This window comes from Nocardioides panacihumi (assembly GCF_039530925.1).
GTDB classification, from domain to species: domain Bacteria; phylum Actinomycetota; class Actinomycetes; order Propionibacteriales; family Nocardioidaceae; genus Nocardioides; species Nocardioides panacihumi.
The window spans coordinates 251,054-265,813 of sequence record NZ_BAAAPB010000002.1; the positions used below are offsets into that span (position 1 = coordinate 251,054).

14 protein-coding genes are annotated in these 14,760 nt (G+C 71.8%); 6 read left to right on the forward strand and 8 right to left on the reverse strand.

Annotated elements, in window-relative coordinates; genetic code table 11:
* On the forward strand, window positions 1-760 hold a 760-nt coding region (locus tag ABD205_RS10360), incomplete at its 5' end, for a DinB/UmuC family translesion DNA polymerase (protein WP_425572805.1).
* On the opposite strand, the gene ABD205_RS10365 is transcribed toward ABD205_RS10360, so the two are convergent.
* The 3 genes from ABD205_RS10365 to ABD205_RS10375 are packed head-to-tail and all read right to left on the reverse strand — an operon-like array spanning window position 732 to window position 2,807.
* On the reverse strand, window positions 732-1,550 hold the full coding sequence (locus ABD205_RS10365) for a 5-oxoprolinase subunit C family protein (protein WP_344044726.1): 819 nt from the start codon (window positions 1,548-1,550) through the stop codon (window positions 732-734). The two genes, ABD205_RS10360 and ABD205_RS10365, sit on opposite strands and share 29 nt — an antisense overlap.
* Window positions 1,537-2,127 (reverse strand): 5-oxoprolinase subunit B family protein, encoded by a 591-nt coding sequence (locus ABD205_RS10370; protein ID WP_344044727.1) that lies wholly within the window; start codon window positions 2,125-2,127, stop codon window positions 1,537-1,539. The genes ABD205_RS10365 and ABD205_RS10370 overlap by 14 nt, the downstream gene beginning before the upstream one ends.
* Entirely contained in the window at window positions 2,124-2,807 is a 684-nt protein-coding gene (locus tag ABD205_RS10375; protein ID WP_344044729.1) for a 5-oxoprolinase subunit PxpA, read from the reverse strand. The genes ABD205_RS10370 and ABD205_RS10375 overlap by 4 nt, the downstream gene beginning before the upstream one ends.
* Before the next feature lie 23 nt (window positions 2,808-2,830).
* Between ABD205_RS10375 and ABD205_RS10380 the strand changes: the two genes are divergently transcribed.
* The gene (locus ABD205_RS10380; RefSeq protein ID WP_344044731.1) at window positions 2,831-4,990 is read left to right on the forward strand and encodes a S9 family peptidase; all 2,160 of its coding nucleotides are present in this window, start codon (window positions 2,831-2,833) and stop codon (window positions 4,988-4,990) included.
* 166 nt (window positions 4,991-5,156) lie between these two features.
* Window positions 5,157-6,095: a sigma-70 family RNA polymerase sigma factor gene (locus tag ABD205_RS10385; RefSeq protein WP_344044732.1), complete on the forward strand. Its 939-nt coding sequence runs from the start codon at window positions 5,157-5,159 to the stop codon at window positions 6,093-6,095.
* Between the two features lie 4 nt (window positions 6,096-6,099).
* Here ABD205_RS10385 and coaE read toward each other — a convergent pair whose 3' ends face one another.
* Window positions 6,100-6,690: a dephospho-CoA kinase gene (coaE, locus tag ABD205_RS10390; RefSeq protein ID WP_344044734.1), complete on the reverse strand. Its 591-nt coding sequence runs from the start codon at window positions 6,688-6,690 to the stop codon at window positions 6,100-6,102.
* Between the two features lie 11 nt (window positions 6,691-6,701).
* On the reverse strand, window positions 6,702-7,133 hold the full coding sequence (locus tag ABD205_RS10395) for a MarR family winged helix-turn-helix transcriptional regulator (RefSeq protein WP_344044735.1): 432 nt from the start codon (window positions 7,131-7,133) through the stop codon (window positions 6,702-6,704).
* A 91-nt stretch (window positions 7,134-7,224) separates the two neighbouring features.
* Here ABD205_RS10395 and ABD205_RS10400 point away from each other — a divergent pair, with 91 nt between their 5' ends.
* Entirely contained in the window at window positions 7,225-9,096 is a 1,872-nt protein-coding gene (locus ABD205_RS10400; protein ID WP_344044736.1) for an ABC transporter ATP-binding protein, read from the forward strand.
* Window positions 9,097-9,107: 11 nt separating this feature from the next.
* On the opposite strand, the gene ABD205_RS10405 is transcribed toward ABD205_RS10400, so the two are convergent.
* The gene (locus ABD205_RS10405) at window positions 9,108-11,177 is read right to left on the reverse strand and encodes an aryl-sulfate sulfotransferase (protein WP_344044737.1); all 2,070 of its coding nucleotides are present in this window, start codon (window positions 11,175-11,177) and stop codon (window positions 9,108-9,110) included.
* A gap of 82 nt (window positions 11,178-11,259) precedes the next feature.
* On the reverse strand, window positions 11,260-12,207 hold the full coding sequence (locus ABD205_RS10410; RefSeq protein ID WP_344044738.1) for a helix-turn-helix domain-containing protein: 948 nt from the start codon (window positions 12,205-12,207) through the stop codon (window positions 11,260-11,262).
* A 93-nt stretch (window positions 12,208-12,300) separates the two neighbouring features.
* Here ABD205_RS10410 and ABD205_RS10415 point away from each other — a divergent pair, with 93 nt between their 5' ends.
* Window positions 12,301-12,453, forward strand: coding sequence for a hypothetical protein (locus tag ABD205_RS10415; protein WP_344044739.1), 153 nt, complete (start codon window positions 12,301-12,303; stop codon window positions 12,451-12,453).
* A gap of 104 nt (window positions 12,454-12,557) precedes the next feature.
* Here ABD205_RS10415 and ABD205_RS10420 read toward each other — a convergent pair whose 3' ends face one another.
* Complete coding sequence (locus ABD205_RS10420) at window positions 12,558-13,844, reverse strand: HNH endonuclease signature motif containing protein (RefSeq protein WP_344044740.1); 1,287 nt, start codon at window positions 13,842-13,844, stop codon at window positions 12,558-12,560.
* Between the two features lie 185 nt (window positions 13,845-14,029).
* Here ABD205_RS10420 and ABD205_RS10425 point away from each other — a divergent pair, with 185 nt between their 5' ends.
* Entirely contained in the window at window positions 14,030-14,749 is a 720-nt protein-coding gene (locus ABD205_RS10425) for a class I SAM-dependent methyltransferase (protein WP_344044741.1), read from the forward strand.
* Window positions 14,750-14,760: the final 11 nt, after the last annotated feature.

A 14,760-nucleotide genomic window follows, 5' to 3' on the forward strand; every position in this document is an offset into this window, starting at 1 on the left:
GGGTGTCGGTCCCGCGACGGACGAGCGCCTGCGCCGTGCCGGCATCCACACGGTGGCAGACCTCGAGTCGGTCAGCCTCGAGGAGCTGGTCCGGCTCGTCGGCAAGGCGCACGGCAGTGGCCTCTTCCAGCTCGCCCGCGCGCAGGACGACCGAGCGGTCGTGGCGGAGCAGGAGGCGAAGTCGGTGAGCGTGGAGAGCACCTACGACACCGACCTGACCGACGCGGTCGTCATGGAGGGCCTGGTGGCCCGGCAGGCACGCGACGTGGCCGAGCGTCTGCGCAAGCACGGGCTCTCCGGCCGCACCGTGACCCTGAAGGTGCGTCTCTACGACTTCACGACGCTGAGCAGGTCGGCGACGCTGCCCGCTCCGACCGACGCCGCGGCGACGATCGGGCGGCTGGCACGCACCCTGCTGACCGAGCTGGTCGCCAGCGGGTCGACCTCGGGGGGCGTGCGGCTGCTCGGAGTCGGCGTCTCGGGACTGGCCGACTGGATCCAGGAGGACCTCTTCGGCGAGACCGAGGACCACGAGGCGATCGCCGAGCTGCCCGAGCCCACGGCGCCGCTGCGCCGTCGCCCGGAGTGGGCACCGGGCATGGACGTCGTGCACGAGGAGCTCGGCCGCGGCTGGGTGTGGGGATCGGGTCGTGGCGTGGTGACCGTCCGCTTCGAGACGGCGGCGACGTCGCCGGGCCCGGTGAAGTCGTACGCCGCCGACGACCCGGCGCTCAGCCCCTGGACGCCCGCAGGAACCTGACCCGCTCCCCCGGCCGCGCCTGCGCGCACTGCCAGAGGTCGTCGGGGCGGACGACGGCGATGACCGGATAGCCCCCCGTCGTCGGGTGGTCGGCGAGGAAGACGATCGGCTGGCCGTTAGGCGGGACCTGGACGGCGCCGAGCACCATCCCCTCGCTCGGCAGCTCTCCCTCTCGCACGCGCTCGAGGGGCGGACCGTCCAACCGCAGCCCGATCCGGTCGGAGTCGGGCCGGACCGTCCAGACGCCCGTGACGAGGGGATCCAGCGACGCGAACCAGTCGGCCCGCGGTCCCGGGAGCACGCGCAGACCGCCCGGCCGCCGTACCGCAGGGACATCCAGCGCCCGTGGCTCGGCCGCCGGCTCACCGAGCGGGAGCGTCGTGCCGTCGACGACGCGCGGTGGTCCGACCCAGGCCAACGTGTCGGTGCTTCGCGAGCCGAGCACCGGCGCCACGGCGATCCCGCCGGCGACGGCCAGGTACGTGCGGACGCCGTACGTCGGCTCCGGCACCCGCAGCTCCGCGCCGGCCGCCCACCAGAAGGCCGGCCCGGCGCCGCCTCCCGTCAGCGCCGCCCACCGGCCCGGGCCCGCGTTGCGCACCGTCAGGCCACCCAGGACCGTCTCGAGCAGTGCCGACTCCGGCGGGTTGCCGACCAGGCGGTTGGCGAGCGCCGCCGCCGGTGCGTCCAGCGCGCCGGCCCGAGGGACGCCGAGGTGCGCCCAGCCCGGCCGGCCGAGGTCCTGCACCGTCGTCAGAGCGCCGGCACCGATCACCTCAAGCGCTGACAAAGCGCACCTGCGTCCCCGGCGCCAGCAGCGCGGGCTCGGCCGAGGCCGCGTCCCACAGCGCGACATCGGTCGTGCCCAGGAGGAGCCAGCCGCCGGGCGAGGCCGTCGGGTAGACCCCGCACCACTCGCCGGCGATCGCGACCGACCCGGCCGGCACCCTGGGGCGGGGGTCGGCCAGCCTGGGCAGCCACCACGCCTCCGGCAGGCCGGCGAGATAGGCGAAACCCGGAGCGAATCCGCAGAAGGCGCTCGTGAAGGTCAGCGACGTGTGCCGCCGGACCACCTCGTCCACCGACACCTCCCAGCGGCGCGCCACCAGTGGGAGGTCAGGGCCGTCGTACGACACGGGGATGTCGACCGTACGCCGCGCCCGGACCGCGCTGCCGCCGGGCCACGTCTCCAGGAGCGCCATCGCGCGACCCGGGTCCACGCCGTCGAGCAGCACGGTCCGAGCCGCGGGCACGACGTCGTCAGCCTCGAGGCCGGCATCAGCGAGCCAGTCGGCGAGCGCCGCCGACTCCTCCGGCGAGTCGACCTCGGCGAGCACAGCTCGCTCTCCGACCGGGCGGGTCCTCACAACCCCACCAGACTCCAGCCGGCGGCCTCGAGCGCCGCCCTCACCGCGCGGGCGTGCGCGACAGCCCCCGGGGTGTCGCCGTGGAGGCAGAGCGACCGGACGGACCCTGCCAACGCGAGCGCCTGGGTGACGATCGCGTCGTCCTCGGTCAGCACGGCGCCGGGCCGGTCGCGCGGTCGCAACCGGTCACCGTCGTACGCCCGATCCGGGAAGCCCTCGAGGATGACCTCGCGCCCCGCCTCGCCGGCGAGGGTGAGCAGCCTGCCGCTCATGCCGAGCACCGGCAGCCTGCCCGAACCCTCCAGCACCGCAGCCGCCTGCTCGGCGTCGTCACGCACGCGGTGGTAGAGCGCGCCGTGCGGCTTCAGGTAGCGCACCGGGACGCCCTCCGAGTCCGCGATCGCCGACAGGATGCCGACCTGGTCCGCCACCTGCTCGCGGAGGACCGCGGCCGGCACGTCGAGGGGGACGCGGCCGAAGTTCTCCCGGTCCGCGTAGGAGACCTGCGCGCCGACGGAGACGCCGAGCTCGGCGGCGAGCGCGCACACCGCGCGCATGATCGCCGGAGACCCGGCGTGGTAGCCGCAGGCCACGTTGGCCGACGTCACCAGCCCGAGCAGCGCCTCGTCGTCGGTGACCTCCTCGCCGAGGTCGGCATTGAGGTCCACGACGGGGGGCATGGCACCGAGGATAGGGTCACGACATGCCCGAGCAGCCTCCCCTCGCCGCGCCGCGCCCGATCACCACGAGCCACCACGGCCGCAGCCGGACCGACGAGTACGAGTGGCTCCGCGACAAGTCCGATCCCGAGGTGATCGCCTACCTGGAGGCCGAGAACGCCTGGACCCAGGAGCGGACCGCCCACCTCGACGACCTCCGCACGACGATCTTCGAGGAGATCAGGACCCGCACGCTCGAGACCGACCTGTCGGTCCCGACCCGCAACCGCGGTTACTGGTACTACGGACGTTCCTTCGCGGGGCGCGAGTACGGCGCCTCGTGCCGCGTCCCCGTCACCGACCCCGACGACTGGACGCCGCCGACTCCGGCCGACGTCGACCCCGACCAGCCCGCGCTGCCGGGCGAGGAGGTGCTCCTCGACCTCGACGCACTGGCCACGGGGCACGACTTCTTCTCCTTGGGCGGCTCGGCGGTCTCCCCCGACACCACCAAGCTCGCCTACGCGACCGACGTGGTCGGCGACGAGCGCTACACCGTCCGGGTCAAGGACCTCACCACGGGCGAGCTGCTGCCCGACGAGATCACCGGCGTCATGGGTGGAGCGACCTGGGACCGCGACGGCGAGAGCTTCTACTACTCGACCGTCGACGAGTCCTGGCGACCCGACAAGGTGTGGCGCCACGCGCTCGGCACGGCCCAGGCGGACGACGAGCTGGTCTTCCACGAGACCGACGAGCGGTTCTGGACCGGGCTCGGCCGGACACGCAGCGACCGGTTCCTCATGATCGAGTCGGGCGCCAAGGTCACCACGGAGTACCGCTACCTCGACCTCGACGACCGTGAGGCCGGCTGGCAGGTCTTCGCGCCGCGCGAGGAGGGGGTCGAGTACTCCCTGGAGCACGCCGTGGTCGGCGGGAGGGACGTCTTCCTCGTCCTGCACAACGCGAACGGCCCGGACTTCGAGCTCGCCGTCGCCCCGATCGCCCCGACGGCGCGGTCGGAGTGGGCACCGCTGATCGCCCACGACCCGGCCGTGCGCCTGGAGTCGGTGGACGCGTTCGCCACCCACCTCGTCGTCCACCAGCGCAGCGGCGGGCTCACCCAGCTGCGCGTGCTCGAGCTCGCGGCGCCCGGGTCGGAGGGACCCGGCGTCGCCGACGACTACCTCGTGAAGTTCGACGACGAGCTCTACACCATCGGGTCCGGTGGCAACCCGGCCTTCGAGCAGCCGACGATCCGGCTCGGCTACACCACCATGCGCACGCCCAGCTCGATCTACGACTACGACGTCGCCACCCGGTCCCTCACGCTGCGCAAGCAGCAGCCCGTTCTCGGTGGCTACGACCCCGAGCTCTACGAGGAGCATCGGCTCTGGGCGAGCGCCGACGACGGCGAGCAGGTGCCGATCTCGATCGTCGTGCGCAAGGACGCACGCGCCGCCGGCCCCGTCCCGGTCCACCTCTACGGCTATGGCTCCTACGAGCACTCGATCGACCCGGGCTTCTCGATCGCGCGCCTGTCCGTCCTCGAGCGCGGCGGCGCGTTCGCCATCGCGCACGTGCGTGGCGGCGGGGAGATGGGCCGGCGGTGGTACGACGACGGCAAGCTGCTGCGCAAGCGGAACACCTTCACCGACTTCATCGCCTGCGCGCGGCACCTGGTCGAGGCCGGCTGGGCCGCGCCCGGACTCATCGTGGCCGAGGGCGGCAGCGCCGGCGGCCTGCTCATGGGGGCCGTCGCGAACCTGGCGCCTCGGGCCGAGGACGGGGGCGAGCAGACGCTCTTCGCCGGCATCGACGCCTCGGTCCCGTTCGTCGACAACCTCACGACGATGCTCGACGCGTCCCTCCCCCTGACGGTCGTCGAGTACGACGAGTGGGGCAACCCGGAGGCCGACGCCGAGGTCTACGACTACCTGGCGTCGTACGCGCCGTATGACAACGTGGCCGCCCAGTCCTACCCACCGATCCTCGCCGAGACCTCGCTCAACGACACCCGGGTGCTCTACGTCGAGCCTGCGAAGTGGGTCGCCCGACTGCGCGCCGTCGCCGGCGCCGACGTGCTCCTCAAGACAGAGATGTCGGCCGGGCACGGAGGTGTCTCGGGGCGCTACCAGGCGTGGCACGACCGGGCCTTCTCCCTGGCCTGGATCCTCGACCGGTTGGGCCTCGCCGGGCGCTGACCGCGCGGAAACCCCTGAGAAGACCCTGAGAGTTGCGCCTGGGCGCAACTCCGCACTCCACTCGAACGTCCTTTCCTTCGAGAGCGCATGCATACCCCGGGAATCCCGGGGTCACCTGAAGCGTTGAGATCCTGCAGGCGAACCCTGCATGTGAAGGAGGGTCCCCATGGCAACACGCACCGCCATCCGCGACATCGAAGGTCGCGACAGCGTCGGGCTATACCTGGACGAGATCGCACGCAACGAGCTGCTCGACGCCGCCAAGGAGGTCGAGCTCTCGAAGGCGATCGAGGCCGGGCTGATGGCTGAGCACCTGCTCGCGAACGGCCGTCACGGCCGCAAGGGGCCCAGCGGGGCGACGAAGGCGGAGCTCGAGTGGATGGCCGAGGAGGGCCAGAAGGCGGTCGACACCTTCATCACCGCCAACCTCCGACTGGTCGTGTCCATCGCCCGGAAGTACGGCCGGGCCCAGATGCCGATGCTCGACCTGATCCAGGAGGGCAACACCGGCCTGATCCGCGCGGTCGAGAAGTTCGACTACACCAAGGGCTACAAGTTCTCGACGTACGCGACGTGGTGGGTGCGGCAGGCGATCACCCGTGGCATCGCCCAGCAGGCCCGCGTGGTGCGGCTCCCCGTCCACGTCGTCGAGGAGCTGAACCAGATCGGCGGCGCGCGCCGCACGCTCGAGCGCCAGCTCGGCCGCGACCCGGAGCCCGCCGAGATCGCCCACGAGCTCGGCATGGAGGTCGAGCGCGTGCTCGACCTGATGGCGTGGGGCCGCGAGCACGTCAGCCTCGACTCCCCCGTGGACGAGGACGGCGACACCTCGCTGGGCGACCTGATGGCCCAGGAGACCGCTCCCGGCCCGGATCTCACGGTGCTCGACGAGGAGTCGCGCGAGCGGCTCAACGCCCTGGTCGGCCAGCTCGACGACCGGGCGGCCGACATCATCCGGTCCCGCTACGGGCTGCTCGACGGCCGCCAGCACAAGCTCGCGGACATCGGCGTCAAGCACGGCATCTCCGCCGAGCGGGTCCGCCAGCTCGAGCGCGAGGCGCTGCAGAAGCTCCGCCGCCTCGGCGACCCCGACCTCGCGGCCTGATGCCCTAGCCGCCCGAGACCAGCTCTTCGAAGACCTCCGCCACCCTCCGGCGGAGGTCTTCGAGCGTTCCGGTGTTCTCGATGACGTGGGTCGCCACCGCGAGGCGCTGCTCGCGGGTCGCCTGGGCCCCGATCCGGGCGCGCGCATCACTCTCGGTCCAGCCCCGGTCACGGACCATCCGGGCGACCTGGGTCTCCTCGGGCGCGTCGACGACGATCACCGCGTCGAACGTGCCCGCCTGTCCCGTCTCGGCGAGCAGGGGGATGTCGTGGACGACGATGGCATCGGGTCCCGCGGCAGCCTCGAGCGCGGCGCCCCGGGCCCGCACGAGCGGGTGCACGATCGCCTCGAGGGTCCGGCGCTTGTCCGGGTCGGCGAAGACGATCGCACCCAGGGCCGGGCGATCGAGCTCCCCGGCCGGCGTGAGCACATCGGGCCCGAAGGCCTCGACCACTGCGGCGAGCCCGGGGGTGCCGCCGGCGACGACCTCGCGCGCGAGCTGGTCGGCGTCGACGACGACCGCCCCGAGCTCGGTCAGGATCCTCGACACCGTGCTCTTCCCCGACGCGATGCCGCCGGTCAGCCCTACTCTCATGGGACCCATTCTCACGAGCCCCCGTCTTCCAGCAGTCGGCGCAGGATGCGCTCCAGCTCGGCGCGGTCGTCCGCGGTGAGGCGGGCGAGGTGCCGCTCGGACTCAGCGCGGCGTGCCTCACCGAGCAGACGCGAGAGGCGAAGCCCCTCGTCGGTGGCGGCCACCCTGGTCGCGCGGCGGTCGGTCGGGTCCGGTCCACGGGTGACCAGGCCGCGGTCCTCGAGCGCGTCGATCACCTCCGTCGCCGACCGGGGCGCGATCCGCAGCCGGTCGGCGATCTCGGACGGCCGCGTGGCACCGTGCTCGGTGATCACGTGGAGCGCCCGGGACTGGGCCGGCGTGACGTCGTACGACTCCAGCGCCGTGGCGAAGCGGCGCCGCAGCGTGCGCGCCACGGCCATCAACAGGTCGCCGGTGGTCTCGTCGGCGCCAGATCCCCTCACGGGAATGAATGCTAGCGCCTGATGCGTTAGCCTCATTGTGAGGTTACCTCAGCAATTGGGGAACCCAGAGACATGAGAGCGAGGTGGTCGCATGGACGACCTCACCAACAGCTTCCATCGCGGCTCCGGTCACGAGCGCGGCCGGGGCGACCACTCGGGCGATCGCTCGGGCCGCCGCAATCCCGACTCCCGCCGGTCGGACAGGCGCCAGCTCGAGGACCGACCGGTCTCGCTGCGCCGCATCGGCCGGCTCTTCTCCGACCACCGGACCGCCCTGGCCGTCGTGATCGCCCTGATCGTGGCCAGCTCGGCGATCGGGCTGGCGCAGCCGTTCCTCGTGCGGCACGTCATCGACGTCGCCCTCCCCCAGCAGGACGTCGGCCTCCTCGCGTGGTCCGTCGCCGCCATGGTGGGCGTCGCCGTGGCGAGCGCGGCGCTCGGCATCTTCCAGACCCTCATCTCGACCCGCATCGGGCAGCAGGTGATGCACCGACTGCGCAGCGACCTGTTCACGCACCTGCAGCGGCAGTCGGTCGACTTCTTCACCCGCACCCGCGGCGGCGAGGTGCAGTCGCGCACGGTCAACGACATCGGGGCGATGCAGAGCGTCGTGACCAGCACGGCGACAGCGATCGCCGCCAACGTCACGGTCGTGATCGGCACGGTCATCGCCATGGTCGCCCTCGACTGGCGCCTGGCCCTCATCTCACTGGTCGTCCTCCCGCCGGCGGTCATCACGACCCGCCAGGTGGCTCGCATGCGGTACGCCGTCACGACGGCCCGCCAGCAGAAGCTGGCCGACCTGCACGTCCAGGTCGAGGAGGGCCTGTCGGTGAGCGGCATCCTGCTGACCAAGACCCTGGGTGCCGCTCCGACGCTCGCGCGTCGCTTCGAGCAGACGTCCCACGACCTGGTCGATCTCGAGATCCGCAGCCAGCTCGCGGGCCGCTGGCGGATGGCGACCATGCAGGTCGTCTTCGCCGCGGTGCCGGCGGTGCTCTACCTCGCCGCCGGACTGCCGGTCACGCGGGACGGGATGACGATCGGCACCCTGGTCGCGTTCGTCTCGCTGCAGGGCTCGCTGTTCCGGCCGCTGATGGGGCTGCTCAACGTCGGGGTCGACGTCACCTCCAGTCTCGCGTTGTTCAGCCGGATCTTCGAATACCTCGACCTCCCCGTGGACATCGGCGACCCGGCCGCGCCCGTCCGGCTCGACACGGTGCGCGGCGAGGTCCGCTTCGACGGAGTGCGGTTCGGCTACGACCCGGACTCCCCCGCGCTCCACGACATCGACCTCGCCGTGCCCGCCGGGTCGAGCCTCGCGCTCGTCGGTGCGACGGGCTCCGGGAAGTCCACTCTGGCCGGACTGGTGGCCCGTCTGCACGACCCGGACGCCGGTCGTGTCACCCTCGACGGCGTCGACCTGCGTGACCTCGCGCTCACAGACCTCGCCGACGCCGTCGGTGTCGTCACCCAGGAGACCTACCTGCTGCACGCCAGCGTCCGCGACAACCTGCGCCACGCGCGTCCGGAGGCGACGGACGCCGAGATCGAGACGGCGGCCCGGGCCGCGCGGATCCACGATCTGATCGAGACGCTCCCCGACGGCTACGACACGATGGTCGGCTCGCGCGGGCACCGCTTCTCCGGAGGTGAGCAGCAGCGGCTGGCGATCGCGCGCACACTGCTGCGCGACCCCCGCGTGCTGGTCCTGGACGAGGCCACGAGCGCGCTCGACAACACGACCGAGCGGGAGGTGCAGGCGGCCCTCGACACGCTCGCCCGTGGCCGTACGACCATCACGATCGCCCACCGGCTCTCGACCGTGCGCAACGCCGACCAGATCGCGGTCCTGGACGCGGGCCGCGTCGTCGAGCTCGGCACGCACGAGGAGCTGCTGCTGCGCGGGGGTCGGTACGCCGACCTCGTACGCGGCGGCCTGGAGCAGACCGCCGCGGCCTGAGGACCTCGGGGTCAGCGTCGGCGCAGCGTCACCGTCACCGCATCGGCGCGGCCGGGCTGCGCGGCCGAGGACGCCTGCAGCACCACCACTCGCCGACCCGGCGCATGGGTGCGCACGCGCCTGACCACCATCGTGACCTCCGTGGAGCCTCCGCTGCCCAGTCGCGTGGCCCACGTGCCGGCCAGGACGGACCGCGTCACGTCGCGCCCGCCCTGCAGGAAGCGGACGCGGTAGGCGCTGCCCGGCCCCGAGGCGTGCAGCCTGACGAGATCGGCCGCGGCGCGGTCGTTGGTGACACGGAGCGGAACGGTCCGACGGGCTCCGCGCGCAGGGAGCACCACGACGCCGGCGTGCCTCCACGTGCCGCCCCTCCGCACCTGGAGGACCGGATGCCCGGACCTCACCACGAAGGTCCGGGTGACGACGGTGGTGTTGCCGGCCCCGTCGACGGCCTCGACCCGGAGCGTGTGCCTGCCGGTCGTCGCGGAGACGAGGGAGGCGTCCGAGGTCGTCGTACACCGCACCAGGTTGGACCCGCCCTTGTCGGTGCAACGCGCGGCCGGGATCCGGGTGCCCGCGTCGACGGTGACGCCGTCTGCCAGACCGACGTTGACGACGGGCGGCGTCAGGTCGGGGACGTCTGCCTTGACGGCCCGATAGCTGACCATCTGGGTGGAGGTCGTGAGCTCCCAGACCACCTGCTTGTCAGGGGTGACCTCGCTCGCGATGGTGTGCCTCAGCGCTCCCCAGCCGATCAGGGTGTTCCCTCCGGGCAGGCGCCGGGCAGAGCCGGTGAAGAGGGTGAACCCCTGCGCGGGGCCGTCGTAGGTCCAGGCCAGCGTGGCCGTGGCCGGCGCGCCGCCCGCGTCGAAGGACAGGGCGTACTCGGCGATCCGTGTGTGCGGCCGCGACATCGTCGGGCCGGTGCGATCGGCGGGGTTGACGCAGAGCGCGTTCGAGTCCGGCCAACCGGAGCCGTTGTCGAAGACCAGGATGTTTCCGTCGGCGAGCATGCTCGCCGTGTGCTGGGCGCACGGGCCGCCGTCCGGGTCGTCGGGGAAGGTGAAGTCGCTGTGCCGGCCGCCGAGGCGCCAGACGATGTCCCCGCGATGGAAGCCGTCGTGGTCGTGCCAGGCGATTCGCATGACGGAGCTGGTGTGACGGAAGGACGCGAGAAGGTCGCCGTCCGGCAGCTCCTGGATCGAGTTGAGGTGGGCGTAGTCCGGGTTGCCCGGGTTGGCCGTGGACTCGTCCGGCAGGAAGTGGTCGGCGCTGCTCCAGGTGTAGACCACGTCCCCGTGCGTGTCGATCTCCTGGATCGTGGCGTCCGTCCGATGTGTGACCGGGTTGGGCTCGTAGCCGATCAGGACGTGGCTGCCGTCCTGTCGCAGGATCGCGTCGTGGACGTCGGTGTTGGTCAGCGGGTCGGCCACCGTCATGGTGCGGACGGGACGGAACCGACCGTCGAGCTCGTCCAGCTCGAAGCGCTTCCTGTCCGCCTGTGTCGAGCGGAAGACCGTGAAGTGACCGTTCGGCGCCGGCTTGAGGTCCATCGCGTCTCGATCCGACACATGGAAGTACGACGGCACGCCGTTGTGGTCGACGGCCACCTCGAAGGTGCGGCTGCCGGCGAAGTCGGTCAGCGTCAGCAGGACCTGCCCAGGTGCCGCGCCTCCGGCGTCGACGGTCGCGGTCAGGTCCGGGAAGTCCGGCGGCAGGTAGACCAGTGCGTAGCCCCTGGTGCCCGAGGAGTCGCTGATGATGACGGAGACCTCGTCCCCCTCGACGAGGCCGGTCAGCGTCGTCGCGCCTCGGACGGCGACACCGTCCACACGGACAACACCCTGCGGGTCGCTCGTCGTCGCCGTGACGGTGAGCCGACCGTTTTGACCGGCGGCGGTGTGGACCGAGTAGCGCGACACCGCCGGGTCGAAGGCCGGACCGATGCCCGTGACCCCGGGCCCGCTCACCGCGATGTTCCGCGTGGGCGCCGGCGCCGCCACGGCCTGCGCCGAGTCGACCTGAGGCAAGACGGTCAGCACGCCGCCGAGGACGAGGAGCGCGGCGGCTAAGCCCGCCACGCGGCGAGATCCCGAGATGTTCGCATTCAGCACGGACACATGATCCCTGCCGCGCGGCGAGCGCGTGAGGATTTGGCCAGAATCAGCAGGCGAAACGGCGGCGATACGCCTGCGGGCTGAGCCCACGCACGCGGGTGAAGTGGTGTCGCAACGTCGCGGCGTTGCCGAAGCCCACCTCGTCGGCGATCCACTCGACCGACCGGTCGCTGCTCTCGAGGAGCTGCTCGGCCCGCAGCACCCGCTGGTTGGTCACCCACGAGTGCGGGGTCGCGCCGGTCTCGGCCCTGAACCGCCGGGCGAACGTGCGTGGCGACATCAGCGACCGGCGCGCGAGGCTGTCGACGTCGAGCGGCTGGTCGAGGTTCTCGACGATCCAGCCGAGCAGGGGGCCCAGGGTGTCCGCATCGCACTCCGGCACGGCCCGGGCGATGAACTGCGCCTGCCCGCCGTCGCGCTGCGGCGGCACGACCATCCGCCGCGCGACCGCGCTGGCCACCTGAGCGCCGTACTCCTGACGCCAGATGTGCAGGGTCGCGTCGAGGCCTGCGGCTGTGCCGGCGCTGGTGACGACCTGGCCCGAGTCGACGTACAGCACCTCGGGGACCACCTTGGCCTCCGGGAAGCGCGCGGCGAGCTCGTCGGTGTACTTCCAGTGGGTCGTGCACTCGATGCCGTCCAGCAGGCCGGCCTCACCGAGGGCGAAGGCCCCCGAGCAGACCGACAGCAGGCGCGCGCCGCGGTCGTACGCACGCAGCAGCGCGTCGCGGACCCCGTCCGGCAGCGGGCGGCCGCGCTGCATGGCCGGGATGGCGATGAGGTCAGCCCCTTCGAGCCGCTCGAGCCCGTGCTCGACGTTCATGGAGAAGCCGAGGCTGAACCGCACCGCGCCCGGCTCCGGCGCGCAGACGTCGAAGTCGAGCAGAGGCACTCCGTCGTCGCGCCTGTCGAGCCCGAACGCCTCACAGAGGACGCCGAACTCGAAGGGCGCGACACCGTCCCAGATGAAGGCGGCGACGTTCTGAAGGGTCACCCGGCAAGCGTGCCACAGATCTGGCAGGAAATCGACGTACTACGGCATAACTGCCACTCCCGGCAGGATATCGATGAGCGCATGATTACTGCCATGACCACCGTGATCCTCACCCTCGTCCTGGTAGCCGCGTTCGTCGCGCTCGCCAACTACGCTCGTCACGACCGGTTCGCCGGCCCCCGCAACCAGCACGTCGACTTCGACGACCTCGGCCGGGTCCCCGACCACAACCTGGTCCGTCTCTGACGCGACAGCCCCCGAGGCCGCAGCGAGCCATATGTGACAACAGGCTCGCGGCGGCCTCTTCGTTGTCGCGGGCCGCGTTCGCAGCCGTGCTCGAGCTCGCCGACTCAGCAGCGCCGATGGATGCGGATGCGGCCAGGCCGGAGCCGGGTGACCTGGAAGTCGGGGTGATCCGCCAGAGTGTGGTGACGGCTGCAGACCATGACGCCGTTCTCGAGGTCGGTCTGACCGCCCAGGTGCCACGGAACCAGATGGTGGGCCTCGCCCCAGACGGCCGACCTCTGGCAAGAGTCGACGGCACACGTGCCACCTTGCTTGACCACCATGGCCAGACGCTGCTTCTTCTTGTACAGACGCGCCTTGCGACCCAGGTCGAGCACCTCGCTGCAGGTCCCGAGCACGGCCGGGATCACCCCGGCCTGAGCCGCCAGCCGCCGGGCCAGGCCGGGGCTGATCGCGTCCCCGGTGTCCAGGTGTGCGGCCCGCAGCCCACCCACCAGGGTCTCCAGCGACATCGTCACGACGACCGTCGGGTCGCTGCCACCGCACGTGGGCATCCTGCCCGCCGGGATGCGGTCGATGAGCTCGACCAAGGCCTGACCGCGCCGCTCCTCGGCCGAGTGTCGGACCCCGGACTCGGGGTCGACCGTCGGGATCGGATCCGGCCTCTGCGGGTTCGTGAGGGCCTCGAGGATGCGCTGGAGCTTCGCCCCCTGGAGCAGCGGGAGCCGGAAGGAGCCCTCGCTGATCGCTGCCTGCTCGTCGTGCCGCAGCGCGAAGAAGCACCTCCGCGCGACCTCGGCCTCAGCCCGGGCCAGCTGCTCGGCCAGTCGGGCATCCGCGCCCTCGGGGTCGATGACCTCGCCGAGATGGTCGGCCAGCCGGCGCAGCACCGCGGCGTCGTGAGCGTGGGCCTCCCCCGCGAGGTAGGCCTCAGCGCGATCCATCACGGTCGCGTCAACCTCGGCCGGCAAGGCATCCAAGGCCTGGTTGATCACCGCTGCCGAGGCCACGGGGAACGCCCCGGCCGCCAGGGCCGCACGGGTCAAGCCATGCTCCTCGAGACCTCGAGCCAGCCGGACCTGACGCTTCCCCTCGGCCGGCGCGAGCCGAACCCGGTCCCGCAGCCACGCCACCAGGCTCACCTCACCGTCGAAGGCGGCCAGATCGGAGCGATCCGCCTGCGCCACCAGCTCCAGCGCCAACGCCGCGAGCCGTGCCTGACCCGCGAACACCTCTTCCAGGCACTCCCCCAGCTCCTGCGACGTCAACGCCCACAAGGTGTCGGTGCCGAGCTCGTCGAAGGCCTCATGGAGGCGACCCAGGAACCGGTGGACCGCGTGACGCCGCGCCGAGGCGGGCCGTCGAGGCGGCTCGACGTTCGCTGCGGTCATCGGGACCCTCCACGCAGGCTCGACGGACGGTGTCGGCAGATCAGACGGGGGGTGAACGACTAACGATCTGCAAGTAACAGTACACTTGTTCGATAACATACGCAAGGGCGATGCCCCGTTGGATCCACGATGCGCCATCGGCGCTCCTGTACGGTCCACGGCACATTCTGTCGACGGGAGGCACGATGAAGGCCGATCACTACGACTCCTTCGCGGAGAGCTACGCGCGCGAGAACGAGTCGGGCCTGTTCAACGCACACTACGAGCGCCCCGCGACCCTCGACCTCCTCGGGGACGTGACAGGCCGGAGCATCCTGGACGCCGGTTGTGGCGCCGGGCCGCTCTCAGCCGCCCTGCTCGACCGGGGTGCTCAGGTCACCGGCTTGGACTCGAGCGCAGCGATGCTGGCGCTGGCACGACGCAGACTCGGGACGGACGCCCGGCTCCTGGTGGCCGACCTCGCCGCGCCGCTGCCGTTCGACACGGGTGAGTTCGACGACGCGGTCGCCTCCTTGGTGCTGCACTACCTCGAGGACTGGTCCGGCCCCCTGGCCGAGCTGCACCGCGTGCTCAAGCCGGGCGGGCGGCTGATCCTCGCGGTGAACCATCCGGTGATCCGCCCGGTGGTCTACCCGCAGGACGACTACTTCGCGATCATGCCTTACACGGAGGACTACACGTTCGACGGCAAGACCGCGTCGCTGACCTTCTGGCACCGGCCGCTGCACGCGATGACCGACGCGTTCACGCGGGCGGGATTCGCGATCTCGGTCATCAGCGAGCCGCCGTTCTCGCCGGACACGCCACGCGAGCTGCTGCCGCCCGGCCTCGGGGACCGCACCTCGTTCCTCTGCTTCCTCTTCTTCGTGCTCGAGGCCGTGCCGCGATCTGCTGCGTCTCACTGAGGAAGCTGAGA

What these genes read in the sequence shown, in the direction of transcription:
- ABD205_RS10400 (WP_344044736.1), top strand. Translation starts at nt 7,225, where the DNA reads ATGGACGACCTCACCAACAGCTTCCATCGCGGCTCCGGTCACGAGCGC.
- ABD205_RS10385 (WP_344044732.1), top strand. Translation starts at nt 5,157, where the DNA reads ATGGCAACACGCACCGCCATCCGCGACATCGAAGGTCGCGACAGCGTC.
- ABD205_RS10425 (WP_344044741.1), top strand. Translation starts at nt 14,030, where the DNA reads ATGAAGGCCGATCACTACGACTCCTTCGCGGAGAGCTACGCGCGCGAG.
- ABD205_RS10420 (WP_344044740.1), bottom strand. Translation starts at nt 13,844, where the DNA reads ATGACCGCAGCGAACGTCGAGCCGCCTCGACGGCCCGCCTCGGCGCGG.
- ABD205_RS10380 (WP_344044731.1), top strand. Translation starts at nt 2,831, where the DNA reads ATGCCCGAGCAGCCTCCCCTCGCCGCGCCGCGCCCGATCACCACGAGC.
- coaE (WP_344044734.1), bottom strand. Translation starts at nt 6,690, where the DNA reads ATGAGAGTAGGGCTGACCGGCGGCATCGCGTCGGGGAAGAGCACGGTG.
- ABD205_RS10375 (WP_344044729.1), bottom strand. Translation starts at nt 2,807, where the DNA reads ATGCCCCCCGTCGTGGACCTCAATGCCGACCTCGGCGAGGAGGTCACC.
- ABD205_RS10415 (WP_344044739.1), top strand. Translation starts at nt 12,301, where the DNA reads ATGACCACCGTGATCCTCACCCTCGTCCTGGTAGCCGCGTTCGTCGCG.